The sequence below is a fragment of the Plantactinospora sp. ZYX-F-223 genome (genome assembly GCF_039649625.1).
Taxonomy (GTDB): domain Bacteria; phylum Actinomycetota; class Actinomycetes; order Mycobacteriales; family Micromonosporaceae; genus Plantactinospora.
This window is the reverse complement of the sequence record NZ_JBDJAV010000028.1, coordinates 100332-123378: the sequence shown is the minus strand read 5'-3', so window position 1 is coordinate 123378 and position 23047 is coordinate 100332. Positions and strand designations below refer to the sequence as shown.

17 protein-coding genes and 1 tRNA gene are annotated in these 23047 nt (G+C 71.7%); 12 read left to right on the top strand and 6 right to left on the bottom strand.

Annotated features, from left to right (window positions below; genetic code table 11):
- Positions 1-56 precede the first annotated feature (56 nt).
- The 3 genes from AAH979_RS26790 to AAH979_RS26780 all read left to right on the top strand — a co-directional run bounded on the left by AAH979_RS26790 (position 57) and on the right by AAH979_RS26780 (position 3037).
- Positions 57-602 (top strand): hypothetical protein, encoded by a 546-nt coding sequence (locus AAH979_RS26790; RefSeq protein ID WP_346260891.1) that lies wholly within the window; start codon positions 57-59, stop codon positions 600-602.
- 182 nt (positions 603-784) lie between these two features.
- Complete coding sequence (locus AAH979_RS26785) at positions 785-1840, top strand: hypothetical protein (RefSeq protein WP_346260890.1); 1056 nt, start codon at positions 785-787, stop codon at positions 1838-1840.
- Positions 1841-1891: 51 nt separating this feature from the next.
- The gene (locus tag AAH979_RS26780) at positions 1892-3037 is read left to right on the top strand and encodes a phosphatidylserine/phosphatidylglycerophosphate/cardiolipin synthase family protein (RefSeq protein ID WP_346260889.1); all 1146 of its coding nucleotides are present in this window, start codon (positions 1892-1894) and stop codon (positions 3035-3037) included.
- 134 nt (positions 3038-3171) lie between these two features.
- Here AAH979_RS26780 and AAH979_RS26775 read toward each other — a convergent pair whose 3' ends face one another.
- The 5 genes from AAH979_RS26775 to AAH979_RS26755 all read right to left on the bottom strand — a co-directional run bounded on the left by AAH979_RS26775 (position 3172) and on the right by AAH979_RS26755 (position 9334).
- Complete coding sequence (locus AAH979_RS26775) at positions 3172-6168, bottom strand: BTAD domain-containing putative transcriptional regulator (RefSeq protein WP_346260888.1); 2997 nt, start codon at positions 6166-6168, stop codon at positions 3172-3174.
- Between the two features lie 538 nt (positions 6169-6706).
- Positions 6707-6778, bottom strand: a tRNA-Arg gene (locus tag AAH979_RS26770).
- Positions 6779-6871: 93 nt separating this feature from the next.
- The gene (locus tag AAH979_RS26765; RefSeq protein ID WP_346260887.1) at positions 6872-7552 is read right to left on the bottom strand and encodes a winged helix-turn-helix domain-containing protein; all 681 of its coding nucleotides are present in this window, start codon (positions 7550-7552) and stop codon (positions 6872-6874) included.
- A gap of 178 nt (positions 7553-7730) precedes the next feature.
- A complete protein-coding gene (locus AAH979_RS26760) occupies positions 7731-8405 on the bottom strand; it encodes a DUF305 domain-containing protein (RefSeq protein WP_346260886.1) in 675 nt (224 codons plus the stop codon).
- A gap of 5 nt (positions 8406-8410) precedes the next feature.
- Positions 8411-9334, bottom strand: a complete 924-nt coding sequence (locus tag AAH979_RS26755; RefSeq protein ID WP_346260885.1) for a DUF3105 domain-containing protein — start codon at positions 9332-9334, stop codon at positions 8411-8413.
- 95 nt (positions 9335-9429) lie between these two features.
- Between AAH979_RS26755 and argS the strand changes: the two genes are divergently transcribed.
- The 4 genes from argS (at position 9430) to thrC (ending at position 15088) form a co-directional block, all read left to right on the top strand.
- Positions 9430-11091, top strand: a complete 1662-nt coding sequence (gene argS / locus AAH979_RS26750) for an arginine--tRNA ligase (RefSeq protein WP_346260884.1) — start codon at positions 9430-9432, stop codon at positions 11089-11091.
- Between the two features lie 66 nt (positions 11092-11157).
- Complete coding sequence (gene lysA, locus AAH979_RS26745) at positions 11158-12543, top strand: diaminopimelate decarboxylase (RefSeq protein WP_346260883.1); 1386 nt, start codon at positions 11158-11160, stop codon at positions 12541-12543.
- A 2-nt stretch (positions 12544-12545) separates the two neighbouring features.
- On the top strand, positions 12546-13895 hold the full coding sequence (locus tag AAH979_RS26740) for a homoserine dehydrogenase (RefSeq protein ID WP_346260882.1): 1350 nt from the start codon (positions 12546-12548) through the stop codon (positions 13893-13895).
- 143 nt (positions 13896-14038) lie between these two features.
- Positions 14039-15088: a threonine synthase gene (thrC, locus tag AAH979_RS26735; protein WP_346260881.1), complete on the top strand. Its 1050-nt coding sequence runs from the start codon at positions 14039-14041 to the stop codon at positions 15086-15088.
- A gap of 118 nt (positions 15089-15206) precedes the next feature.
- Here thrC and AAH979_RS26730 read toward each other — a convergent pair whose 3' ends face one another.
- Positions 15207-15797, bottom strand: coding sequence for a hypothetical protein (locus AAH979_RS26730; RefSeq protein WP_346260880.1), 591 nt, complete (start codon positions 15795-15797; stop codon positions 15207-15209).
- 366 nt (positions 15798-16163) lie between these two features.
- On the opposite strand from AAH979_RS26730, the gene AAH979_RS26725 reads away from it, so the two are divergent.
- The 5 genes from AAH979_RS26725 (at position 16164) to AAH979_RS26705 (ending at position 23029) form a co-directional block, all read left to right on the top strand.
- Positions 16164-19433: an efflux RND transporter permease subunit gene (locus tag AAH979_RS26725; RefSeq protein ID WP_346260879.1), complete on the top strand. Its 3270-nt coding sequence runs from the start codon at positions 16164-16166 to the stop codon at positions 19431-19433.
- A 143-nt stretch (positions 19434-19576) separates the two neighbouring features.
- On the top strand, positions 19577-20848 hold the full coding sequence (locus tag AAH979_RS26720) for an MFS transporter (protein ID WP_346260878.1): 1272 nt from the start codon (positions 19577-19579) through the stop codon (positions 20846-20848).
- Between the two features lie 167 nt (positions 20849-21015).
- Complete coding sequence (locus AAH979_RS26715; protein WP_346260877.1) at positions 21016-21684, top strand: phosphodiesterase; 669 nt, start codon at positions 21016-21018, stop codon at positions 21682-21684.
- 112 nt (positions 21685-21796) lie between these two features.
- Positions 21797-22663: an SPFH domain-containing protein gene (locus AAH979_RS26710; protein WP_346260876.1), complete on the top strand. Its 867-nt coding sequence runs from the start codon at positions 21797-21799 to the stop codon at positions 22661-22663.
- 12 nt (positions 22664-22675) lie between these two features.
- Positions 22676-23029, top strand: coding sequence for a hypothetical protein (locus tag AAH979_RS26705; protein ID WP_346260875.1), 354 nt, complete (start codon positions 22676-22678; stop codon positions 23027-23029).
- The last annotated feature ends 18 nt before the right edge of the window (positions 23030-23047 follow it).

Genomic DNA, 23047 nt, shown 5'->3' with positions numbered 1-23047 from the left:
CAAGGCTTTGCCGCGACCGCGTTGTTTCCCGCCGAGAGGAGATCAAGGTGCGAACAATGGAGCCGGCATTCGGCCGGAAGGTCCGCTGCGCGCTCGTGATCGGTGCGCTGGTTGGTGCGACGAGCCTGGCTTCGGCGCCGGCGGCCGTGCAGGCGGGCCCGTCGCGGGCCGACGTTGCCACGTCCGACGTTGCCACGTCCGATGTCGTCCGCGTCGTGGTCATGCCCGGGACGCGCACCGCCGCCGGGTCCGCCGCCCGGGACGCCTCGCCGGACGGCGGCGCGACGACCCTGTCGAGCTGCGCCACCACGGTGTACGGCTACACCGGCTACCGTATCTGCGAGTTCGAATGGTTCTACGTAACGCACTCCAACGGCAGCAACGAGTACTTCGTCATCGGAACCAACTACGCCGTCTTCCACATCTGGCCCGGTAGCGGCGGCTGGAAGAGCCTCGGCGGCAAGGCCAGGAAGGCGACCCCGAACGGGGCCTACTTCGTCACGGACACCGGGTACTACGGCGTGCGCACCATCGGCACGGACAACTGGAGCTGGTGCCGCTTCAACCTCCACGGCTCCTGGAGCAGTTGGGATACCTGCTGAGCCACTCGGTGACCGGGCGTCGCCGCTTTCGGATCTGCCGAAACTGTGCGCGGTGCTGGAGCGGCCCGGGCGCGTCGTTCCGCGAATGCGATCAGGCACCCAGTTACCTGAGCTACGTCTACGAGATCCGCGCCGGTATGGGCGCCTGAACCCCCCTGTCCGGACGATACCTCTGGAGCGCCATGCGAAATCTGGCCAGGGCCGCCCTCGCCGCCCTGCTGCTGGCGGTACCGCCGGCCACCACCGCTGCCGCCGACACGACCCCGGTCGCCGCCGCGGACGTGCCGCTGGCCGGCACCACCCTGCACTACACGAACAACGTCGGCTACAGCTCGGGGCCGAAGGGGGTAGGTTTCAACCTCTGGGACCTCGGTCCGTACCCCGAGGACGTGGCAGCCCTGCCGGCCGGCCACAGGGCCCTGGTCTGGGTCGGCGGCGACAACTCGACGTGTACCTCCGAGTACACCGACAGCGAGTTCAACGCGCTGGTCGACGACCTCGCCGGCAGCGACAAGGTCTTCGGCTGGTACCTGTGGGACGAGCCCGATCTGGACGCCTGCCCGACCCTGATCGACCTGCTCAAGCGGCGGGCGGCCGCGATCCGGTCGCGTACCGGTGGCCGGCAGTTGTCCTTCGTCGCCTCCGGCGGCGGCGACGGCGAGGCCGCCCCGCCGGAGCTGGCACCGGCCAGGTCCGGCGTCGACCTCATCGGGCTGGACCCGTATCCCTGCCGTATCGGCGAGGCGTGCGAGTACTCCCTCATCGACCAGGCGGTGCGGCAGACCATCGCCAACGGCACCCCGGCCAGCGCGATCGTGCCGGTGTTCCAGGCGTTCGGGCAGACCTGCGCAAGCATCCCCGCCGACCATCGCAAGTGGCGGATGCCGACCGGCGCGGAGCTGGACCAGATCTTCGCGCGCTGGGACAGCCTCGTGCCGTCGCCGGTGTTCGACGACGCCTACAGCTGGGGTACGCAACCGGAGTGGTCCTGCCCGAGCCTGTCGTCCAACCCGACGATCCAGAACCGGTTCAAGACCCGCTTCGCTGCGGCCGCCGGCACCGCCGGCCCGCGGACCACGCTGGCGGCGGGGCAGGCGCTCACACCGGTCGCGGACACGTATCTGACCGGCGGCCATGTGCAGGACGTATACGACAGGGCTGCCAGGATCTCGGTTGGCTCGGGCGTGCACGGACATTGTTGCCGTCCGCCGGCTGGACCACCGGCGCCAGCCGGGTAGTCGCCGACTCCGTGCGTGTCACCCGAGTCTGAAGACCTCGAAGGAGAATTCATGCTTTTGCGTCGTACCGTCGGGTTGGTCGCTGCGGCAGGTGTGGCCGCCGCCGCGTTTCTGGCCCCGGCCACGCCAGCCGTCGCCGCTGTGACCAGCGGCGCGGTCTTCAACAACCCCACGGTCGCCGGCGAGCAGTACGCGATCATCGAGCACCTGCAGGGACTGATCCGGGGCGCGACCGCGGGCTCGACGATCCGGATCGCGATCTACCACTTCGCACTCACCCGGATGTCCAACGACCTGATCGCCGCGCACGACCGTGGGGTCAACGTCCGGCTGGTGACCGACAGCCAGTCGCGCGACTATCCGGCGGTGCTCGACCTGATCGGCGAACTGGGCACCAACCGGGCCAACCCGTCGTCGGTGACGGTGTGCACGACCGATCGGGCCTGTATCGGCAACGCCGGTACGCCGATAATGCACAACAAGTTCTTCCTCTTCTCCAACACCTCTGGGTCGGCGAACGTGCTGGTCCAGACCTCCTCGAACCTGACCAACGGCAACGCCCAGAGCTACTGGAACAACGCGGTGACGCTGGTCGGCAACACGGCGGTCTACAACGCCTATGTGAACTACTTCAACGACCTGGCCGCCCAAGCGAAGAACAACGACTACTACCGCACCACTTCCAGCGGCAACGCCAAGTCGTACTTCTTCCCGCGGGCCGGCTCGTCGGGGTCGACCGACACCATCTACAACATGCTCGACGAGAACGTCACCTGCGAGGGCAACACATCGACCGGCACCGAGACCGGGCGCACGATCATCCGGATCGGCATGTGGTACTTCAGCCGCAACCCGATCGCCAACAAGCTACGCGAGCTGGCCGACCGAAAGTGCTGGGTCGACATCGTCTACACCACGATGGATGCCGATGTGCGCAGCATCCTGGACGGACACGCCCGGATCAAGCTCTACCGGATCAGCGGCGACTACATCGTGCACTCGAAATACATGTTGATCGAAGGCACGTACGCCGGCCAGAAGGACAGCAAGTGGGTGATGACCGGCAGCCACAACTACACCAACGCCGCGCTTCGGGAGAACGACGAGGCGCTGCTGCGGATCCAGTCAGCGGCCATCCACGACCAGTACCGGTCCAACTTCTGGTCGCTCCGTGCCGCCGGCACGCCGCAGACCTGACCGGGCTTGAGACCGCCGCGCTGGCGACCCCCGCACAGTGAACCTTTTTCGACCTGAACCGCGCGGCGCTCACACACCGCGTCCGACCTCGCGCTCCGACGGACCGCAAGGGGAGGTGGAAAAAGGATCAGTGATCACGGGCGGAGATCGACGCGGAGTCGCTGCCGCAGGCCAGCCGCCTCCCGCGCGGCTTGGCTGGCCGCGGCGCGGTCGCCGAGCGCGGCGTGCGCCTGCGCGAGGGTCTCCAGGCTGGTGGCAAGCCAGTACGGCGATCCGAGCTGGCGCCAGATGGTGACCGACTGGCGGGCCCGGTGCAGCCCGGCACGGGCCCGGCCAGCGGCGAGCTGGGCCACCGCGAGTACCCACAGCGTGCCGGCCTGGCCCCACACGTTGGCGAAGTCGCGATGCACCCGCAGGCAACGGGCCAGCAGCAGGCGCGCTTGCCCGTGCCGGCCCAGCCGGATCCACATCTCGCCGAGCCAGCACCCCGCGTGTGCGGCGGCGAGCCGATCGCCGAGGCTCGCACTGATGTGCTGGGCGCGCTGGAAGTGGTCTGCGGCCTCGGCGTGGTGGTGTCGGGCCCGGGCCACATGACCCAGGCAGCGTTGTGCCGTCGCTTCGCCGGGACGGTAACCTGCCTGCCGGCTCAGCCGCAGGCACTCCTCGAAGTACCCGCTCGCCTCGATCAGCCGGCCGCAATCCAGGTAGACCACGCCGATGCCGGTGGTCGCGTAGACCAGGCCGTTGACGTTGCCGGTGCGGTCAGCCAGCTCGCGGGCCCGGCTGAAGCTGGACAGTGCCGCCGGGTACTGGCCGCGTAGCCGGTAGAGGTAGCCGAGACCAGCGGTGATCGCCGCCTCGTACTCGGGATCCTGGTCGATGCTGCCGGCCTGGGCCGCCTCGAAATGCGCGATCGCCTCGGGATAGCGGTCCTGGATGGTGTCCAGCTCACCCAGCCCGCGGTGCAGCTTGACGGCGGTACGGTGGTCGCCGGCGCGGACCGCGGCGGCGAGCACCCGGCTCTGGACCCGCCGCCAGTCGTCGAAGTGCGTGCCGACCTGGAAGAAGGTGGTCAGCGATGCGGCCAGGCAGCCGGTCAGGCCGGTGGCACCGGCGTCCAGCCCGTCATCCACAATGGACAGCAGGAAGTCGTGTTCCCGCTCGAACCACGCCTGCGGGTCGGCCGTGAGCCGCTCCACGTCGGCCCGGGCCAGGCTCCACCGCGCGAGCCGGTGCCGGGCCAGGCCGAGGAAGTCCGCGGACAGGCGGGCGTCGGCCCGCTCGGCCAGGGCGAGACCGGCGCCGACCAGCCGCCGGATCGCGGCGGTGCGGGTGTGCCGTTGGTCGGCGGTCGCCTGCTCCCGGGCGAACGCCCGGACGAGGTCGTGAAAGCGGTACCGGGTCTGTCCGGCCACCGCGACCGGCTCCACCACGTGTACCGCCACCAGGTCGTCCAGTACGCGTCCGGTGTGATCGAGCGGAGCATCCAGCAGCGCGGCCAGCGCCCATGCGGGAAAGTCCCGGGCCCGTAGCAGACCCAGCCGGCGTACCGCCGTCTTGGCTTGATCGGTCAGCCCGCGGAAGGTGAGATCGAGGCTGGCCCGCACGGCGAAGTCGGCCACGGCGAGCTCGTCCAGGCGGTGCTGGGCCGCCTCCAGCCGGTCGGCCAACTCGGCCACCGGCCATCCGGACCGCGCCGCGAGCCGCGCGCAGGCGATGCGCAAGGCGAGCGGCAGATAGCCGCACAGAGCGGCGAGCCGGGCGGCGCCGGCCGGGTCCGCTGTGACGCGGGCCAGGCCGGCGAAGTGCTCGAGCAGAGACACGGCGTCGGCGGGGGACAGTAGGCCGAGCGGAAGCCGCACCGCCTCCGCCAGGCCAGCGAGCACGGCCCGACTGGTGACCAGGGCGGCGCAGCCGGAGCCGCCCGGTAGCAGCGGGCGGACCTGGGCCAGGGAGGCGGCGTCGTCGAGGACCACCAGCATCCGGCGCCGCGCCACCAGCGAACGAAAGAGCGCGGCCGCCTCGGCCTCCTCCTCCGGCACGGCCGTCGGCCGGACGCCGAGCGTGCGCAGGAACCGGCCGAGCACCTCGATCGGCCGCAGCGGCTCGTGGCCAGGTGTGGCGCCGTGCAGGTTTACGTAGAGCTGTCCATCCGGGAACGTGCTGGCGCACTCGTGTGCCGCGGCAAGCGCGAGGGCGGACTTGCCGACGCCGGCGATGCCGTCTATGGCGACCACCACCGGACCACCGTGCGCACCACCCTTCAGCGTGGCGGACAGCCAGGCCAGCTCGGCATCGCGTCCGTGGAGCGGGCGTGGGCAGGCGGGCAGTTGCGCCGGCGCCGCAGCGGGCCGCCCCTGGCCACCGCTCGCGGCGCCACGCAGGCTGTCGCTGTCGTACAGGATGCGTTTGTGCAGGCGGCGCAGCTTCGGGCCAGGATCGATGCCAAGCTCGCGGGCGAGCAGGACGCGCAGGTCGGCATATGTGCGGAGCGCCTCACCGAACCGGCCGGAGCGGTACAGGGCGAGCATCAGCTGCTCCCAGAGCCGCTCCCGCAGCGGGTGCTCCTTCACCAGCGCCCGCAACTCGGTGATCACGTTCTCCGGCTGCCCCAGGTCGAGTCGGGTCTGGGCCCACTGCTCGGCCACGGACAGACGCCGTTCCTCTACCCGCAGCACGATCGCCTGCAACGCGGGCCCGTACGCGATGCCGTCCAGTGCCCGTCCCCGCCACAGCCGCAGCGCTTGTTCCAGGCGGTCGGCCGCCGCCGGCAGCTGCCCGACGCGCAGCGCCTCCTCGCCCTGGTCGGCCAGCTCGTTGAACCGATCGAGGTCGAGCTCGCCGGGGTGCACACTGAGCTGGTAACCACCGGCTCGCAGGGTGTGCAACCGCGAGCCCTGCTCACCCGGGACCTGAAGCACCCGGCGCAGGCCGGCCAGGTACACGCGCAGGTTGGCGCCGGCGGCGGCCGGCGGCTTCCACCACACGGAGTCCATCAGGTGCTCCGTCGACAGCGCCTCGTTCGTCGACAGCAGCAGTGCGGCCAGCACGGTGCGCTGCTTCGGCGCACCGACGTCCAGGCGCTCGCCTCCGTGTGAGACATCCGGCCGGCCCAGTACCCGGAATTCCACATCGACCCCCCCGCTCGACCATTGTTCTCCTATGGTCGAGTGCCACGCTGACAAGACGCCGACACTCGTCTCGGCGACGGCCAAGGGCAACCGTCCTGTTCAACGGCGGTTTCATCGGCTGTGCCGCCGCCACTACGGGTTTCCTACGGGAGCGGCGACGAGGTCGTCATATCTCGTTTCCTGTCTTCCGCGGCCCGCCGCAGCGCTGGCGCGATGCCGGCATCCGCACGGTCCGAGCGCGTGGACGTGCCCGCCGCTCAAGCGATCTTCACCGGGTGGCACGGTTCGGACTGAGGCTTGCGACGGGAGGCGGGACGGCCAGTGGATGGCTCGGGCGAGCACGTTGCGCGCCTCGGGGCACAGGTGCGGCGGTTCCGCCACCAGGCCGGCCGACGTGCGGCTCGTAGGGCCCGAGCACAGCGGCAGCGGCAGAGCTACGTCGGCTCTGCCGCTGTCAGCGATCGACTAAACGATATTGAACGCAGCTTCCGCGACCAGCATCCGGCCCATTGCGTTGCGTTCTTGCAGTTCTGTGAGGTGCCCCCGGCAGGATTCGAACCTGCGCTCCCGCCTCCGGAGGGCGGTGCTCTATCCCCTGAGCTACGGGGGCTCAGCGACCAAGGAAGAGTAGCAGGCGTCGGCGCCCGGGCACGAATCGGTATCCGCCGTGTCTGTCCCGCCAGTCCTGCCAGGGAAAACGCCGTTACCGGCCGCAGCTCGGAAGTGCGTGCAGCACGATCCGCGGCGGGAGCCGGCGGGGCCACTCGGCCCGGGTCCAGGAGCCGTCGACCACGACGTGTACGGCGTCCCCCTCGGCCCCACTGAGCCGGAGCAGAAAGTCCCGGGGGAGGGCCGGGTCGACGTTCGGGGTGGTGATGAGGAACCGCACCCGGCCGCGCACGGAGACGGCGGAGAGGACGTCGGCGGCCGGTACCACCCCGTGCAGACGGGTACGGCCGATCCAGCACAGCTCGGCCCGGTGCTCCTGGGCGGTGCGCACGATCGCCGGATACTCCTGTTCCACCCAGAGGGCCACCGCGTCGACGCAGAGCCCGCAGGCCCGCTCGGTGGGCTGGCGTGGGCCGAGGCCCCAGGCTCGCAGGTAGCTGCCGACCTCGGCGCCGTCGACGGGCAGGCCGTACCGGTGGTGTACGAGGCTGGCGACGCTCTGCCGGGTCCAGAGTTCGTCGTCCAGCCCGAACTTGTCGGGATAGCACCCGCGCAGCGTCTCGATCAGTTCCAGTTCCTGGTCGCGGCTGAGCGTTCCCGCCTCGCCGGACCGCTGTCCGCGCCGGACGGCCGCGACCGCGCCGTCCCCGCCGATGGTGTGTCGACGGCACCAGCTGGTGACCGACCGACGTCCGTCCCGGAGAGCAACCGTCATGTCTAGGACAACGACGGCAGATCCCGACTGGTCACGTTATGTATGGAGAAAGCTCGTCAAAGCGGGCAAGAAGCCGAAGACGGGCTTAACGGAACACTGCCACCGCCTCGCCGCCGGAACGGAACCGGCGGCCGTCCCGTCGGACGGCCGCCGGATCAGGCGGTACGGGTGGCGCGGGTCAGCGGGCGCCGATCCTGCCCTGGAGGGTCCGGACCAACTCGATCTCCTTCTTCTGCCCGGCGACCATGGACTCGGCCATCGCGGTCACCTGCTCGTCGTCGGAGAGGTCCAGGATCCCCTCGGCCATGTGGATGCCGCCGAGGTGGTGGTCGAGCATCAGCTTCAGGAAGAGGGCGTCGAAGTCGCGGCCGGTGGCGGCGCGCAACTCGGCCCGTTGGGCGTCGGTGGCCATGCCGGGCATCAGCCCGTTCTTGACCGCGCCCGCGCCGTCCGGCATCCAGGCCATCCGGGGCTGGCGGCCGGTCGGGCTCAGGCCCCACTCCTTCAACCAGGTCTGCATGATGCCGATCTGGGCCTGCTGGGTGAGTGCGATGTCCGCCGCCAGGGTCCGCACGTCCGGGTCGGCGGTCTTCTCGTGGGCGAGGATCGCCATCTCGACCGCCTGGGCGTGGTGCGACGACATGTCCCGGGCGAACCCGGCCTCGGGCGAGCTGTCCCCGGGCCGGAGCAGGCTCGGGGCGAGCAGGCCGCCCGCGAACCCGAGCAGCAGGCCCAGCAGGATGGCGAGGGCCAACGCGCCGGTGCCGGCGCTCCACCTGCCCGACCCTCGGCCCCCGGCCTCGTCCTCCTCCGGAGCGGCGGCGGTCGCCACCGCCCCCGATTCGGTGGTCACGCCGATCAACCGCCCGCCGGGGGCACCGGCTGCTGCTGGTCACCGGGGACGTTGTCCCGCGGGGTCGTACCGGTGGCGGTGATGCCGCCGGAGCAGGCCGCGCCCGGCTCCATCGTCGCGTTCTGCCGCAGCGCCTCGATGAAGTCGTCGATCCGGCCGTCGGTGGGGCTGTCGAGCTTGAGCTGGTAGCCCCAGGCCTGCAGCGAGATCGGCCGGTCGAGGTTCTGCACCGGGCTCATCAACATGAACTCGTTGCCCCGGACCTTGCTGGCCAGCTGCTCCACCTGGTCGGCCGGCAGGTCGGACTTGTAGGTGACCCAGACCGCGCCGTGCTCCAGGCTGTGCACCGCGTGCTCGTTGGCGATCGGCGCGTCGTAGACGTCGCCCATGCAGTTCTGCCAGGCGTTGTTGTGCGAGCTGCCGACCGGCGGGTTGACCTTGTAGGTGAGCGGGCCGGCGACGTGGGACTCCTTGCCGGGCAGCGGGTTCACCGCCGAGGGGTCGCTCTCCCGGAAGTTCACTATCCCGTCGATCGCGGCCGCCTTGTCCTCCCACTTCTTGCCGTTCTGGATCACCGCGTACGCGCCGTACCCGATGATGGCGGCGGCGACGACGCCGACCGCGACGAAGAGGCCGATGGAGCCCCATGAGCGGCCCTGGCTGACCCTGACCGGGGTGACCGGACGGCGCTGCTGGGGCTTCTTCCCGCCCCCGCCCCCGCCGCCGCGGCCGGCCGGCACCCGGGTGCCGGAGCCGGACTTGCCGGCGGCCCCGGACTTGCCGGTGGAGCCGGACTTGGCGGCCGTCCCCGCGGGCTTGGCCCCGGCCCCCTTCTCACCCTCGGCGGGCTTACCGCCGGCCGGCGCCTTCTTGCCGGTGCTGACCACGGACGGACGGCGTTGTTCGCCGCCCGAGGTGCTGATGCTCATGGTCCCTCGTCAGGTCGGTCGGTCAGGGGATGGCGGGCCGCACATGCGCAGGGTCGCCACCGAGTGACCGAGTCTACCCCCGCTAGCATGGTTCGGTGACTCCCGCCAACCTCGCCGAGGCCGTTCTCGCCGCCGCACACGCCGTCTTCGACCGGCGTGGCCTGGATCACTCGGTACTGCCCGAGTCCGTGCCGCTGGAGCGACCCCGGAACCCCGAGCACGGCGACTACGCCTCCACCATCGCGTTGCAGCTGAGCAAGCGGGTCGGGCTGCCGCCCCGGGAGCTGGCCGCCGCCCTCGCCGAGGAACTGGCCCGGACCCCGGGCGTCAAGTCGGTCGACATCGCCGGGCCGGGCTTCCTCAACCTCCGGCTCGACCCGGCCGCCGCCGGCCAGCTCGCCCGCGAGGTGGTCCAGGCCGGTCAGGGGTACGGGCGGAGCGACCGGCTCACCGGGCAGCGGGTCAACCTGGAGTTCGTCTCGGCCAACCCGACCGGCCCGATCCACCTCGGGCACACCCGGTGGGCGGCGGTCGGCGACTCGCTGCGCCGGATCCTCTCCGCCGCCGGTGCCGAGGTGACCAGCGAGCACTACGTCAACGACGCGGGCGCCCAGATCGACCGGTTCGGCCAGTCGCTGTACGCGCAGGCGGTGGGCGAGCCGACCCCGGACGAGGGCTACGCCGGGGAGTACGTCACCGAGATCGCCGAGCGGATCGTCGCGGAGCGCCCCGAGCTGCTCGACCTGCCGGCCGAGGAGGCGGTGCCGGTCTTCCGGGACCGGGGCTACCAGCTCATGCTGGACGAGATGCGGGCCAGCCTGGAGCGGTTCGGGGTGCACTTCGACGTCTGGTTCTCCGAGCGCACCCTGCACACCAGCGGTGCGATCGAGCACGCCCTGGGCCGGCTGCGCGAGCAGGGCCACGTCTACGACGCCGACGGCGCCATCTGGCTGCGTACCACCGACTTCGGTGACGACAAGGACCGGGTGCTGATCCGGAGCAACGGCGAGCTGACCTACTTCGCCGCCGACTCGGCGTACTACATCAACAAGCGGGAGCGCGGCTTCGACACGTGCGTCTACCTGCTCGGCGCCGACCACCACGGCTACGTCAACCGGCTCCGGGCGATCGCCGCCTGCGCCGGGGACGACCCTGACTTCAACATCGAGATCCTGATCGGCCAGCTTGTCAACCTGGTCCGCAACGGCGTACCGGTCCGGCTCTCCAAGCGGGCCGGCAACATCATCACGCTGGACGAGATCGTCGACGCCGTGGGCGTGGACGCGGCCCGCTACTCGCTGGCCCGGTCCTCGACCGACTCGCCGCTGATCCTGGACATCGACGAGATCACCAAGAACTCGAACGACAACCCGGTGCACTACGTGCGGTACGCGCACGCCCGGATCGCCTCGCTGCTGCGCCGCGCCGTCGATCTCGGCATCAGCCGGGGCGACGACTTCGATCCGGGCCTGCTCAGCCACGAGAAGGAGAACGACCTGCTCAAGTCGCTGGGCGAGTTCCCCGGGGTGGTGGCCACCGCGGCCGAACTGCGTGAACCGCACCGGATCGCCCGCTACCTTGAGGTGCTGGCCGGCTCGTACCACCGGTTCAACGACGCCTGCCAGGTGCTGCCGCTCGGCCGCCAGCCGGTGTCGGCGCAGCTCACCCAGGCCCGGCTCTGGCTGGTCGAGGCGACCCGGATCGTCCTGGCCAACGGTCTGGGACTGCTCGGCGTCTCCGCGCCGGAGCAGATGTGAGTCATCTCCGGCTCCCGGCGTAGCGGACCGGTCGGAAGTAGGCGCGTGGCGTAAGGAGAACGACAGATGCGCGCTCACGAAGCGGGGGCACTGCACGGCGACCTCGGGGTCCGGGGGCCGGCGTGGCTGCGTACCCCGGAGGACGTCAACGCGCTCGTGCCGCAACTGTGGCCGCGCAACGTGGCGCGCGACGCCGACGGCGCCCTGGTGGTCGCCGGGCTCGGCGTGCGCGAGCTGGCGGCGGAGTTCGGCACCCCGGTCTACGTGCTCGACGAGGACGACCTGCGGGCCCGCTGCCGGGACTTCCGGGCCGCCTTCCCGGACCAGGACATCTACTACGCCGGCAAGGCCTTCATCTGCCGCGCCGTGGTGCGGGTGATCGCCGAGGAGGGCCTGTTCCTGGACGTCTGCTCCGGCGGGGAGCTGGCGGTGGCGCTGGCCGCCGGCATGCCGGCCGAGCGGATCGGCTTCCACGGCAACAACAAGTCCCCGGCCGAGCTGACCCGGGCCGTCGACGCCGGGGTGGGCCGGATCGTCGTGGACTCGTTCCATGAGATCGACCGGCTGACCGCGCTGGCCCGGGAGCGGGGCGTCCGCCCGGAGGTGCTGATCCGGGTCACCGTCGGCGTCGAGGCGCACACCCACGAGTTCATCGCCACCGCGCACGAGGACCAGAAGTTCGGCTTCTCGCTGGCCGGCGGGGCGGCGGCCGCCGCCGCGTTCCGGATCCTCGACGAGGACGTCCTCGAACTGCGCGGGCTGCACTCGCACATCGGTTCGCAGATCTTCGACACCAGCGGCTTCGAGGTGGCCGCCCGGCGGATCCTCGGCCTCCAGGCACAGATCCGGGACGCCCGCGGGGTCGAGCTGCCGGAGCTGGACCTCGGCGGCGGCTTCGGCATCGCGTACACCACCCAGGACGATCCGTCGCCGCCGCACGACCTGGCGAAGCGACTGGGCAAGATCGTCGACGGCGAGTGTGAGGGGCTGCGGCTGGCGGTGCCCCGGCTCTCGATCGAGCCCGGTCGGGCGATCATCGGCCCGGCCGTCTTCACCCTCTACGAGGTCGGCACGGTCAAGGACGTGGACGGGATCCGCACCTACGTCAGCGTCGACGGCGGGATGAGCGACAACATCCGTACCGCGCTGTACGGGGCGTCGTACTCGGCGACCGTCGCCTCCCGGCGGTCGACCGCCGAGCCGATTCTCGCCCGGGTGGTGGGAAAGCATTGCGAGGCTGGGGATGTGGTGGTGAAGGATGAATTCCTGCCCGCCGACGTGCAGCCCGGAGATCTTCTCGCCGTGCCCGGAACGGGCGCCTATTGCCGGAGCATGGCCAGCAACTACAACCATGTTCCCCGGCCGCCGGTGGTGGCGGTCCGGGACGGCCGCGCGCGGGTGATCGTCCGGCGGGAGACCGAAGACGATCTGCTGGCATTGGATGTGGGTTGACCTTGACGAAGCCTGTCCGTCTGGCCCTGCTCGGTTGCGGCACCGTCGGCGCGGAGGTGGTACGCCTGCTGCACGAGCAGGCCGCCGACCTGACGGCCCGGGTCGGTGCGCCGCTGGAACTCGCCGGGATCGCCGTACGCCGGCTCGGCCGGGACCGGGGTGAGCTGCCGGTCGACCCGGCGCTGTTCACCACCGACGCGCTCGGCCTGGTCAAGCGGGACGACATCGACCTGGTGATCGAGGTCGTCGGCGGGATCGAGCCGGCCCGGGGCTGGCTGGTCGAGGCGTTGCGGGCCGGCAAGAGCGTGGTGACCGCCAACAAGGCGCTGCTGGCCGAGGACGGCGGGGCGCTGCACGACGCGGCCGCCGAGGGCGGGTCGGACCTCTACTACGAGGCGGCGGTGGCCGGCGCCATCCCGCTGCTCCGCTCGCTGCGCGAGTCGCTGCACGGCGACTCGATCACCCGGGTCACCGGCATCGTCAACGGCACCACCAACTTCATCCTCTCCGCGATGGACGCCACCGGCGCAGGCTTCACCGAGGCGCTGGACGAGGCGACCGAGCTGGGCTACGCGGAGGCCGACCCGACCGCCGACGTGGAGGGCTTCGACGCCGCCGCCAAGGCGGCCATCCTGGCCTCGCTGGCGTTCCACACCCGGGTCACCGCCGCAGACGTGCACCGGGAGGGCATCACCGAGGTCACCGCCGCCGACATGGCCAGCGCCAAGGCGATGGGTTGCACCATCAAGCTGCTCTGCATCGCCTCCCGGGGGCCGGACTCGGCCGGCGTCGAGTCGGTCAGCGTCCGGGTGCACCCGGCGATGATCCCGGTCAGCCACCCGCTGGCCAGCGTCGGCGACGCCTTCAACGCGGTCTTCGTCGAGGCCGACGCCGCCGGTGAGCTGATGTTCTACGGGCGCGGTGCCGGCGGCGCGCCGACCGCCAGCGCCGTACTCGGCGACGTCGTCGCGGCGGCCCGCAACCACCTGGCCGGGGTACGCGCACCGAGCGAGTCGGCGTACGCCGCGCTGCCGATCCGGCCGATGGGTGAGGCGGTCACCCGCTACCACATCAGCCTCGACGTGGCCGACCGGCCGGGCGTACTGGCCGCGGTCGCCGGGGTCTTCGCCCGGCACGACGTGTCGATCGCCACCGTGCGGCAGGCGCCCGCCCCCGCGGGCCCGGGGGACGGGGCGGCCGGACCGGTGGGCCGGGGCGGCGACGCGATCCTGGTGATCGTCACGCACGCCGCACCGGACGCCGCGCTCGCCGCCACCGTCGACGAGCTGCGCCGACTCGACATCGTCCGGTCGATCGCCAGCGTGCTCCGGGTCGAGGGCGGCGACCGCTAGCCGGGGCGTACCGCCTGATCGGCCCTGTCCCGCCAGATGGTTAGCGGGTGGTGCGGGTGCACCGGATCGGCGACCCTGGGTCACCGTGGAGGAGGTGCCCGCCGCCGACGGCCGGGGCGGGACCGCGATGCGAGGAGAGCGACATGTGGCGGGGCTTGATCGAGGCGTACCGGGATCGGCTGCCGGTCAGCGAGGCCACGCCGGTGATCACCCTCAACGAGGGGAACACCCCGCTGCTGCCCGCTCCGGTGCTCTCCGCGCGGCTCGGCTGTGACGTCTATCTCAAGGTGGAGGGCGCCAACCCGACCGGCTCGTTCAAGGACCGCGGCATGACGCTGGCGGTCTCCCGGGCGGTCGAGGCCGGCAACAAGGCGATCATCTGCGCCTCCACCGGCAACACCAGCGCCTCGGCGGCGGCGTACGCGGCCCGGGCCGGGCTCACCTGCGCCGTGCTGGTGCCGCAGGGCAAGATTGCGCTGGGCAAGATGGCCCAGGCGCTGGTGCACGGCGCCCGGCTGCTCCAGATCAACGGCAACTTCGACGACTGCCTGGCGCTCGCCGCCAAGCTGGCCATGGACTACCCGGTGGCCCTGGTCAACTCGGTCAACATCGACCGGCTGCACGGCCAGAAGACCGCCGCGTTCGAGATCGTCTCCGCGCTCGGCGACGCTCCCGACATCCACTGCCTGCCGGTCGGCAACGCCGGCAACATCACCGCGTACTGGATGGGCTACTCGGAGGAGACCGAGGCCGGCAACGCCACCCGCCGCCCGAAGATGTACGGCTTCCAGGCATCCGGGGCCGCCCCGATCGTCACCGGCGAGGCGGTACGCGAACCCTCCACCATCGCCACCGCGATCCGGATCGGCAATCCGGCGAGCTGGACCAAGGCGGTGGACGCCCGGGACGCCTCCGGCGGGCTGATCTCGGCGGTGACCGACCGGGAGATCCTGTCGGCGTACCGGCTGCTCGCCCGCGAGGTGGGGGTCTTCGTCGAGCTGGCCAGCGCGGCCAGCGTCGCCGGGCTGCTGCAACAGGCCGCCGAGGGGCGGGTGCCGAGCGGCTCCACCGTGGTCTGCACGGTCACCGGGCACGGCCTCAAGGACCCGGAGTGGGCGATCTCCACCGCCCCCTCGCCGATCACCATCCGCAACGACGTGCCGACCGCCGCCCGCGCCCTCGACCTGGCCTGACCGGCGGCCGCCCGGGTGCACCGAGCTGCGGACTCCCGGGCTGCCGCCTGTGGAGTCGTGCGCGGCGGCGGTGCCGCGCCGGACTCCGGCCTTCGTCAGGCGGTCGGGTCGACGGTCGTCAGGCGGTCGGGTCGACGGTCTGGATCCGGGTGAGCCAACCGACGCTCGACGGACCGCCGTGACCGAGGCCGTGCGCGGTGCCGGACAGTGCGGTGACCACGCGGTCGGTCAGCACGGTCCGGCCGCTCTCGTCGACCCGCTCGGAGTGCTCGGGCTCGTGGTTGGGCGTCCAGGTCACCTCGATAGTGGTCTCGCCGTTGCCGTACTCCTCGGTGCAGGTCTCCTGCTCCTCGACGGTCCGGCAGTGGCGCCGGATCTCCTGGTACGGCAGTTGGGCGGAGACGGTCGTCCCGGCCAGCGAGAAGGTGAAGTCCTGCACCGGGACGCCGTGGGAGTTCCGGAAGACGTGGTCGCAGACGTACGCCCCGTCCGTCTCCGCGCACTCGTGGTCGCTCCATTCGACGTCGATCGTGGTGCTGCCGTCCTGCCTGGTCACGTCGACGTCCATCGACACGTGCCTGTCGTTGCTCTGGAACAGGGCGTGGGCATGTTCGAGGACCGAGTCGGCCGAGGCAGGTGCCGGTGGGATCAGGGTCGAGGCGGCCACGGTGATGCCGGCGACCAGCAGGGTACGACGGAGGCGGCTCACATTACTCCTTTGTAGAGGATTGCGAAGGCCACCTTATGCGCCCGGTCCGACGTTTTCCCTCGGACCACCGGCCCTCCCACCGGCCCTCCCGGTCAGCCGAGCCAGCGGCCGCCTTCCGTCCGGCCGATCTTCCGTCCGGCCGAGCCAGCGGCCGGGTCCGGGCGCCGTGCGGTGAGCTGAGAGGGCGCTGAGCTGAGAGGGCGCTGAGCTGGGGTTGCCTCCGGGGCCGGTCGACCCGCAGGCTGCGCCCAACGCCCCGACACCGGGGCAGTGCTCCGGGTCAGGCAGACTTTCTCCTGCCGCCGACCCGGAACGTGCGCGATCACACCTGTCGCGCCAACTCGATCTCCAGGAGTGAGCCCGCCGATGTCGTTCCTCGCCAGACTCAGTCTCGCCAACCGGGGGCTTGTCGCGCTCATCGCGATCGTGATCACGGCGTTCGGCGTGTACGCCGTACCGTCGCTGAAGCAGCAGCTCCTGCCCTCGCTGGAGTTTCCGGCGGCCTTCATCATCGCGCCGTACCCGGGGGCCGGGCCGGAGGTGGTGGAGGAGCAGGTCGCCGAGCCGATCGAGAACAGCATCCAGGGGATCGCCGGGCTGACCAAGGTCACCTCGACCTCACAGGAGGGCAGCGCCACCCTCCAGGTCGAGTACGAGTTCGGCACCGACCTGGACGACGCGGTCAACAAGATGCAGACCGCGCTCAACCGGATCGAGGCGCAGCTCCCGGAGAACGTCGAGCCGCAGGTGATCGCCGGCAGCACCGACGACCTGCCGGCGGTGGTGCTGGCGGCGGCCGGCAACGGCGACGAGCGGGCCCTGGCCGACAAGCTCGCCGAGACGGTCGTACCGGAGCTGGAGTCGATCGACGGTGTCCGTACCGTCGAGGTGACCGGTGCCCGCGACGAGCAGGTGGTGATCACCCCCAACCCGGCCCGGCTGGCCGCGTCCGGCGTCGCGCCGACCGCGATCGGCGAGGCGCTGCGGGCCAACGGGGTCACCATCCCGGCCGGGGCGCTGACCGAGGCCGACCAGACCCGGACGGTCCAGATCGGCGGCCGGATCGGCTCGGTCGAGGAACTCGCCGGCATCTTCCTGCCCGGGCGGTCCGGCGGCCGGCCGGTCCGGCTCGGCGACGTGGCCACCGTGCGGCAGCAGCTCGCCGCGCCGACCTCGTTCACCCGGACCGACGGCGTGGACAGCCTCGGCATCATGGTCACCGCCACGCCGGACGGCAATGCGGTGCGGATCTCGCACGACATCCGGGACCGGCTCGCCGACCTCGGCACCGCCTCCGGCGCCACCCTCACCGTGGTCTTCGACCAGGCGCCGTTCGTCGAGAAGTCGATCGAGAGCCTGACCACCGAGGGCCTGCTGGGCCTGGTCATGGCGGTACTGGTGATCCTGGTCTTCCTGCTCTCGGTCCGGTCCACCCTGGTCACCGCGGTCTCCATCCCGCTGTCGGTGCTGGTGGCGCTGATCGCGCTCTGGGTCGGCGACTACTCGCTCAACCTGCTCACCCTCGGCGCGCTGACCATCGCGGTCGGCCGGGTGGTCGACGACTCCATCGTGGTGCTGGAGAACATCAAACGACATCTCGGATACGGCGAGCACAAACGCACTGCCATCCTCGGCGGGGTACGCGAGGTGGCCGGCGCGGTCGTCGCCTCCACGCTCACCACGGTCGCCGTCTTCACCCCGATCGTGCTGGTCGGCGGCTTCGTCGGGCAGCTCTTCGCACCGTTCGCGATCACCGTCACGGTGGCGCTGCTCGCCTCGCTGCTGGTGTCGCTGACCATCATCCCGGTGCTGGCGTACTGGTTCCTCCGGGAGGCGTTCGGTGGCGCGACCGAGGAGGCGGTCCGGCGGGCGGCCGAGGAGAAGGAGCTGCGCAGCCCGCTGCAACGCGGGTACCTGCCGGTGATCCGGTTCGCGACCCGGCGGCGCTGGCTCACCGTTGCCCTCGGCCTGGTGGTGCTGCTCGGCACCTTCGGCCTGGCCACCCGGCTGGAGACGAACTTCCTGGACGACTCCGGGCAGGACACCCTGAGCATCAGCCAGGAACTCCCGGTCGGCAGCAGCCTGGCCGCCACCGACGCGGCGGCCAAGCAGGTCGAGCGGGTGCTCTCCGGCACCGACGGGGTGGAGTCGTACCAGGTGACCGTGGGCGGGGGCGGCGGCAACCCGTTCGGTGGCGGAGGCAGCGCCAACGAGGCGAGCTTCTCGGTCGCGCTGGCCGAGGAGGCCGACGCCGGGCAGGTCGAGGATGCGCTCCGGGCGGAGTTCGACAAGCTGACCGGCGCCGGTGAACTCAGCTTCGGCGGGGCCGGTGGGCCCGGCGGCGGTGCGGTGAACGAGATCCAGGTGATCGTCCGCGCCGCCGACCAGGACGTACTGGCCCGGGCGAGCGAGCAGGTGAGCAAGGCGATGGCGGAGACGCCGGAGGTCACCGACGTACGCAGCAGCCTGGCCGACAGCGCCCCCCGGATCGACGTCAAGGTGGACCGGGCCGCCGCCGCCCGGCTCGGGCTCTCCGAGGCGGCCGTCGGGCAGCTCGTCGCACAGCAGTTCCGGGGCAGCCCGCTCGGCCAGGTGTCGCTGGACGGCCGGCAGCAGGACGTGGTGCTGCGCACCGGGCAGCCGCCCGCCGGGATCGACGCGCTCCGGGCCCTGCCGGTGGGGCCGCCCGGCCCTGCCGGTGTGGTGAAGCTGGACGACATCGCCGACGTGACCGAGGTGCAGGGCCCGCTCGCGGTGACCCGGATCGACGGCGAGCGCAGCATCACCGTCAGCGGTACGTCGACCGGCTCCAACCTGGGTGCCACCACCACCGCGCTGCGGGAGAAGCTGGACGGGATCGAGGTGCCGGGGGCGACGTTCGAGATCGGTGGCGTCAGCGCCGAGCAGCAGGAGGCCTTCGCCGACCTGGGGCTGGCGGTACTGGCCGCGATCGCGATCGTCTTCGTGATCATGGTCGCCACCTTCGGCAGCCTGATCCAGCCGCTGATCCTGCTGGTCTCCATCCCGTTCGCGGCGACCGGCGCGATCGGCCTGCTGCTGGCCACCGGCACGCCACTGGGCGTACCGGCGCTGATCGGTGTGCTGATGCTGGTCGGCATCGTGGTGACCAACGCGATCGTGCTGATGGACCTGATCAACCAGTACCGGGCCAAGGGGATGGGCGTGGTCGAGGCGGTGGTCGAGGGTGGCCGCCGCCGGCTGCGGCCGATCCTGATGACCGCGATCGCGACCATCTTCGCCCTGCTGCCGATGGCGCTCGGGCTGACCGGCGAGGGCGGGTTCATCTCGCAGCCGCTGGCGATCGTGGTGATCGGCGGCCTGATCAGCTCGACGCTGCTCACCCTGGTGCTGGTGCCGACCCTCTACACGATGGTGGAGAACACCAAGGAGCGGATCCGGCGGCGCCGGTCCGGGGCGGGGGCCGGCGGCGACGGGGCGGGCGTACCGGCCGGGGAGCCGGTGCCGGTCGGTGCCGGCGCCCGCGCCGGTGGTTCACCGGGCCCGGTGCCGGCGCATCCCGCGCCGTCCGGTGCGTTGATCGACGGTACCGACCAGTTCGAGGTGCTCCGGCTGCCGAAGAGCCGGAGGTCACCGCTGCCGCCGACGGAGAGCTGACCGTCGGAGAGTCGACCGGCTGAGCTGACCGGCCGGAGAGCACACGACGAGGACCGGTCCCGGGTGGCGCTGGATACCGCTACCCGGGACCGGTCCTCGTCCGTGCACGGGGGCACGGCACCGGGCGGGTAGGGTCCTGGTACGTGTCATCTGCCGTTTCAGTCCTTACCCGGAATCGGGACTTCCGCCGCCTCTTCACCGCCGAACTCGTGGTCTTCGGGGCCGACTGGTTCGTGATGGTGCCGCTGCTGGTGCTCCTGCCGGAGCTGACCGGCAGCGGGGTGTGGGGAGCCCTGGTGCTCGCCGTCGACAACGGCATCCTCGCCCTGCTGCTGCCGTACGCCGGCACGGTCGCGGACCGGCTGGACCGCAAGCGGATCCTGATCGCCTCGAACCTCACCGCGCTGGCCGCGATCGTGCTGCTGCTCGGGGTACGCGGTCCCGGTACCGCCTGGCTGGCGCTGGTGGCGGTCGGCGCGGTGGCGGTGGCCAAGGCGTTCTACTCGCCCGCCGCCTCGGCCGCGCTGCCGAACGTGGTGGACCCGGAGGACCTGGCCGCAGCGAACGCGATCGCCGGTTCGGCGTGGGGCACGATGAGCATCGTCGGGGCGTCCCTCGGCGGCGTGCTGACCGCCGCCGTCGGCCCGTACGCCTGTTTCTGGGTGGCCCTGGGCGCCCTGGCGGTGGCGGCGGGCCTGACCTGGCTGATCCGCCGGCCGATGCAGCAGCCGCGCGACCGCGACCTGCCGGTGCCGAACCCGTGGGCGGCGCTCGGCGAGTCGATGCGGTACATCGGGCACCGCCCCCGGGTGCTGGCCCTGGTCACCGTGAAGAGCGCGGTCGGCCTCGGCAACGGCGTGCTGACCGTCTTTCCGCTGCTGGCCACCCTCTACGGGGTCGGCCCGATCGGCACCGGGCTGCTCTTCGCGGTACGCGGTGCCGGCGCGCTGGTCGGCCCGCTGCTGATGCGCCGGGTGCTGAAGCACCGGTCCTGGCTCTTCACCGGCCTCGCCCTGTCGATGTCGCTGTACGGGCTCGGCTACCTCGGCGTGTCGGTGACCCGCTGGTTCCCGCTGGTGCTGGTCCTGGTCTTCGTCGCGCACCTCGCCGGCGGCAGCAACTGGGTGATGTCCAACTACGCCCTGCAGGCCGAGGTGCCGGACCGGTTGCGGGGCCGGGTCTTCGCCACCGACATGATGTTGGCGACCGTGGCCATCGCGCTCAGCCAGCTCGTGGTGGCCGGGGTGGTGGACCACGTCGACCAGCGGGTGGTGCTGGCCGGTTGCGGCCTGACCACCCTGGTCTACGCGCTCGGCTGGTGGGTCGCCACCCGCCGCCTCGACCCCTCCGAGGACGAGAGCCCCGCCTCCGGTACCCCCGCGACCCCCGCCGACCCACCCCGCGCCGCCTCCTGACCGCACCACCTCGCGGGACCGTTCCCGCCACGGAGGGGTCGCTGTCCGGGAAGTAGTGCCCCCCGCGTCGCCAGGGGAGGACTGTTTCGCGGACGGGGTGCGATCTTGCGGGCCACCCCCCGGGTGAGTATTCGAGGGGCGGGTGGGTAGAACGGGGCATCGATACGGTGCCGGGTGCTCGGGCGAGCCGCCGCCTCGCGCGGTGGCGCGGTGGCCGGGTACTGCATCCGCGCGGGCTCTCGTTCACCGGTGAGGTCGAGCTGTCGGGGCCGCTCGCCGACCGCCTGGCCGGCAGCTCCGGCCGGTACCCGGGGACCGTGCGGCTCTCCCGGGGCACCCCGACCCCGGAGGGCTGGCCGGACCTGCTGGGGCTCGCCGTCCGGCTGCACGTTGCCGGTGGCCCCTTCGACCTGCTGCTCTCCAGCACCGGCCGGCCGCCGCTGCTCCGGCACCTGCCCGTGCCGCGCCGGGACTTCGCCGGGCCGTACGGGAGTCTGCTGGCGTACCGGTTCGACGGTCGTCGGACGTACCTGCTGGCGCGGGCCGACCGTTCCCTCGGGTGTTCCCTCGACGAGGTGGCCGAGGTCGCCGCCCGCGAGGGGGCCCGGCTGGAGTTGCTGGCGGCCGGGGTACGCGGCCCATGGCGGGCCTTCGGCCGGGTCGTCTTCGGCACGCGGTTGCCCGCCGAGGTGGACGCCGCGCTCGCCTTCGACCCGGACGGCCGGCGCGGCTCGGAACTGCGGCCCAGGGGCCTGCTCCAGCGGCTGCGGGCGGTCAGTTACGCGGCCTCGCAGCGGGGTCGGGACGCCGCCGAGGACCAGACCCGACTGCCCTGACGACGTACTGCCGGCCCGGTGCCGGAGTCGACTCTGCCCGCCCGGTGCCGGGTCGACGCGGTGGCGCTCGTTGGATATCCTCGTGATATCACATCGCTAGCAGGGAGATGTCATGGAACGAGCCGCCTTCCGGATCTCCGGGTTCATTCCGACCGCGCTCATGCTGCTCCTCGCCGCCGCCGGGGTGGCGATCATCGTGCCGGTGCTCGACGAGCCGGGTGTCGACCTCCGGATCACGGTGGTCGCGGTCGGCTACGCCCTCCTCGCCGCGGTGGTCGCCACCGGATACACGGTGGTCAACCCGAACGAGGCTCAGGTGGTGCAGTTCTTCGGCCGCTACGTGGGCACCATCCGGCAGGCCGGCCTGCACTGGACCTGGCCGTTCACCGCACGGCAGAAGGTCACGCTCCGGGTGCGCAACTTCGAGACCGCCCGGCTCAAGGTCTCCGACGCCGACGGCAACCCGGTGGAGATCGCCGCCGTCGTCGTGTGGCAGGTGGTCGACTCCGCCAGGGCCGCCTTCGCGGTCGACGACCACGTCGAGTACGTCGCCGTGCAGTCCGAGGCGGCGGTCCGGCACCTGGCCACCAGCTACCCGTACGAGGCGCACGACTCCGGCCGGGCCAGCCTGCGGGACAGTGCGGTGGTCAGCGACGAGTTGACCTCCGAGCTGCGCGAACGGGTGGAGTTGGCCGGCGTGGAGGTGCTGGAGTCCCGGATCACGCACCTGGCGTACGCCCCGGAGATCGCCCAGGCGATGCTGGCCCGCCAGCAGGCGAGTGCGATCGTGGGTGCCCGGTTCAAGATCGTCGAAGGTGCGGTGGGTATGGTCTCGAACGCACTGGAGCGGCTGCGCGAGGAGCACGTGGTCGAGCTGGACGAGGAACGGAAGGCGCAGATGGTGGCGAACCTGCTGGTCGTGCTCTGCGGTGACCGGGCCGCCCAGCCGGTGGTGAACACCGGTTCCCTCTACGGCTAGGTTCGCGCGCCCATGGCGGAACGCAAAAAACTTCTGCTCCGGCTCGACCCGCAGGTCTACGAGGCGATCGCGAGGTGGGCCGCGGACGACATCCGCAGCGTCAACGCCCAGATCGAGTACGCCCTGCGGCTGGCCCTGCGTTCGGCCGGCCGGGCGGCGAAGCCGTCCCGGGCCGGCGGCCCGGCCGGGCCACCGACGGAGCCGGACGGTACCGGTCCGGACGGCGGCAGGCAGCCGGACGGTACCGGTCCGGACAGTACCGGTCCGGACGGCGGCAGGCAGCCGGACAGTTCCGGTCCGGGCAGTGGACGGCCGGACAGTACGGAGCGGGGCAGCGGTGGGCCGGAGGATTCCGAGCCGGCCTGACCGGCACGCCCGGGCCCG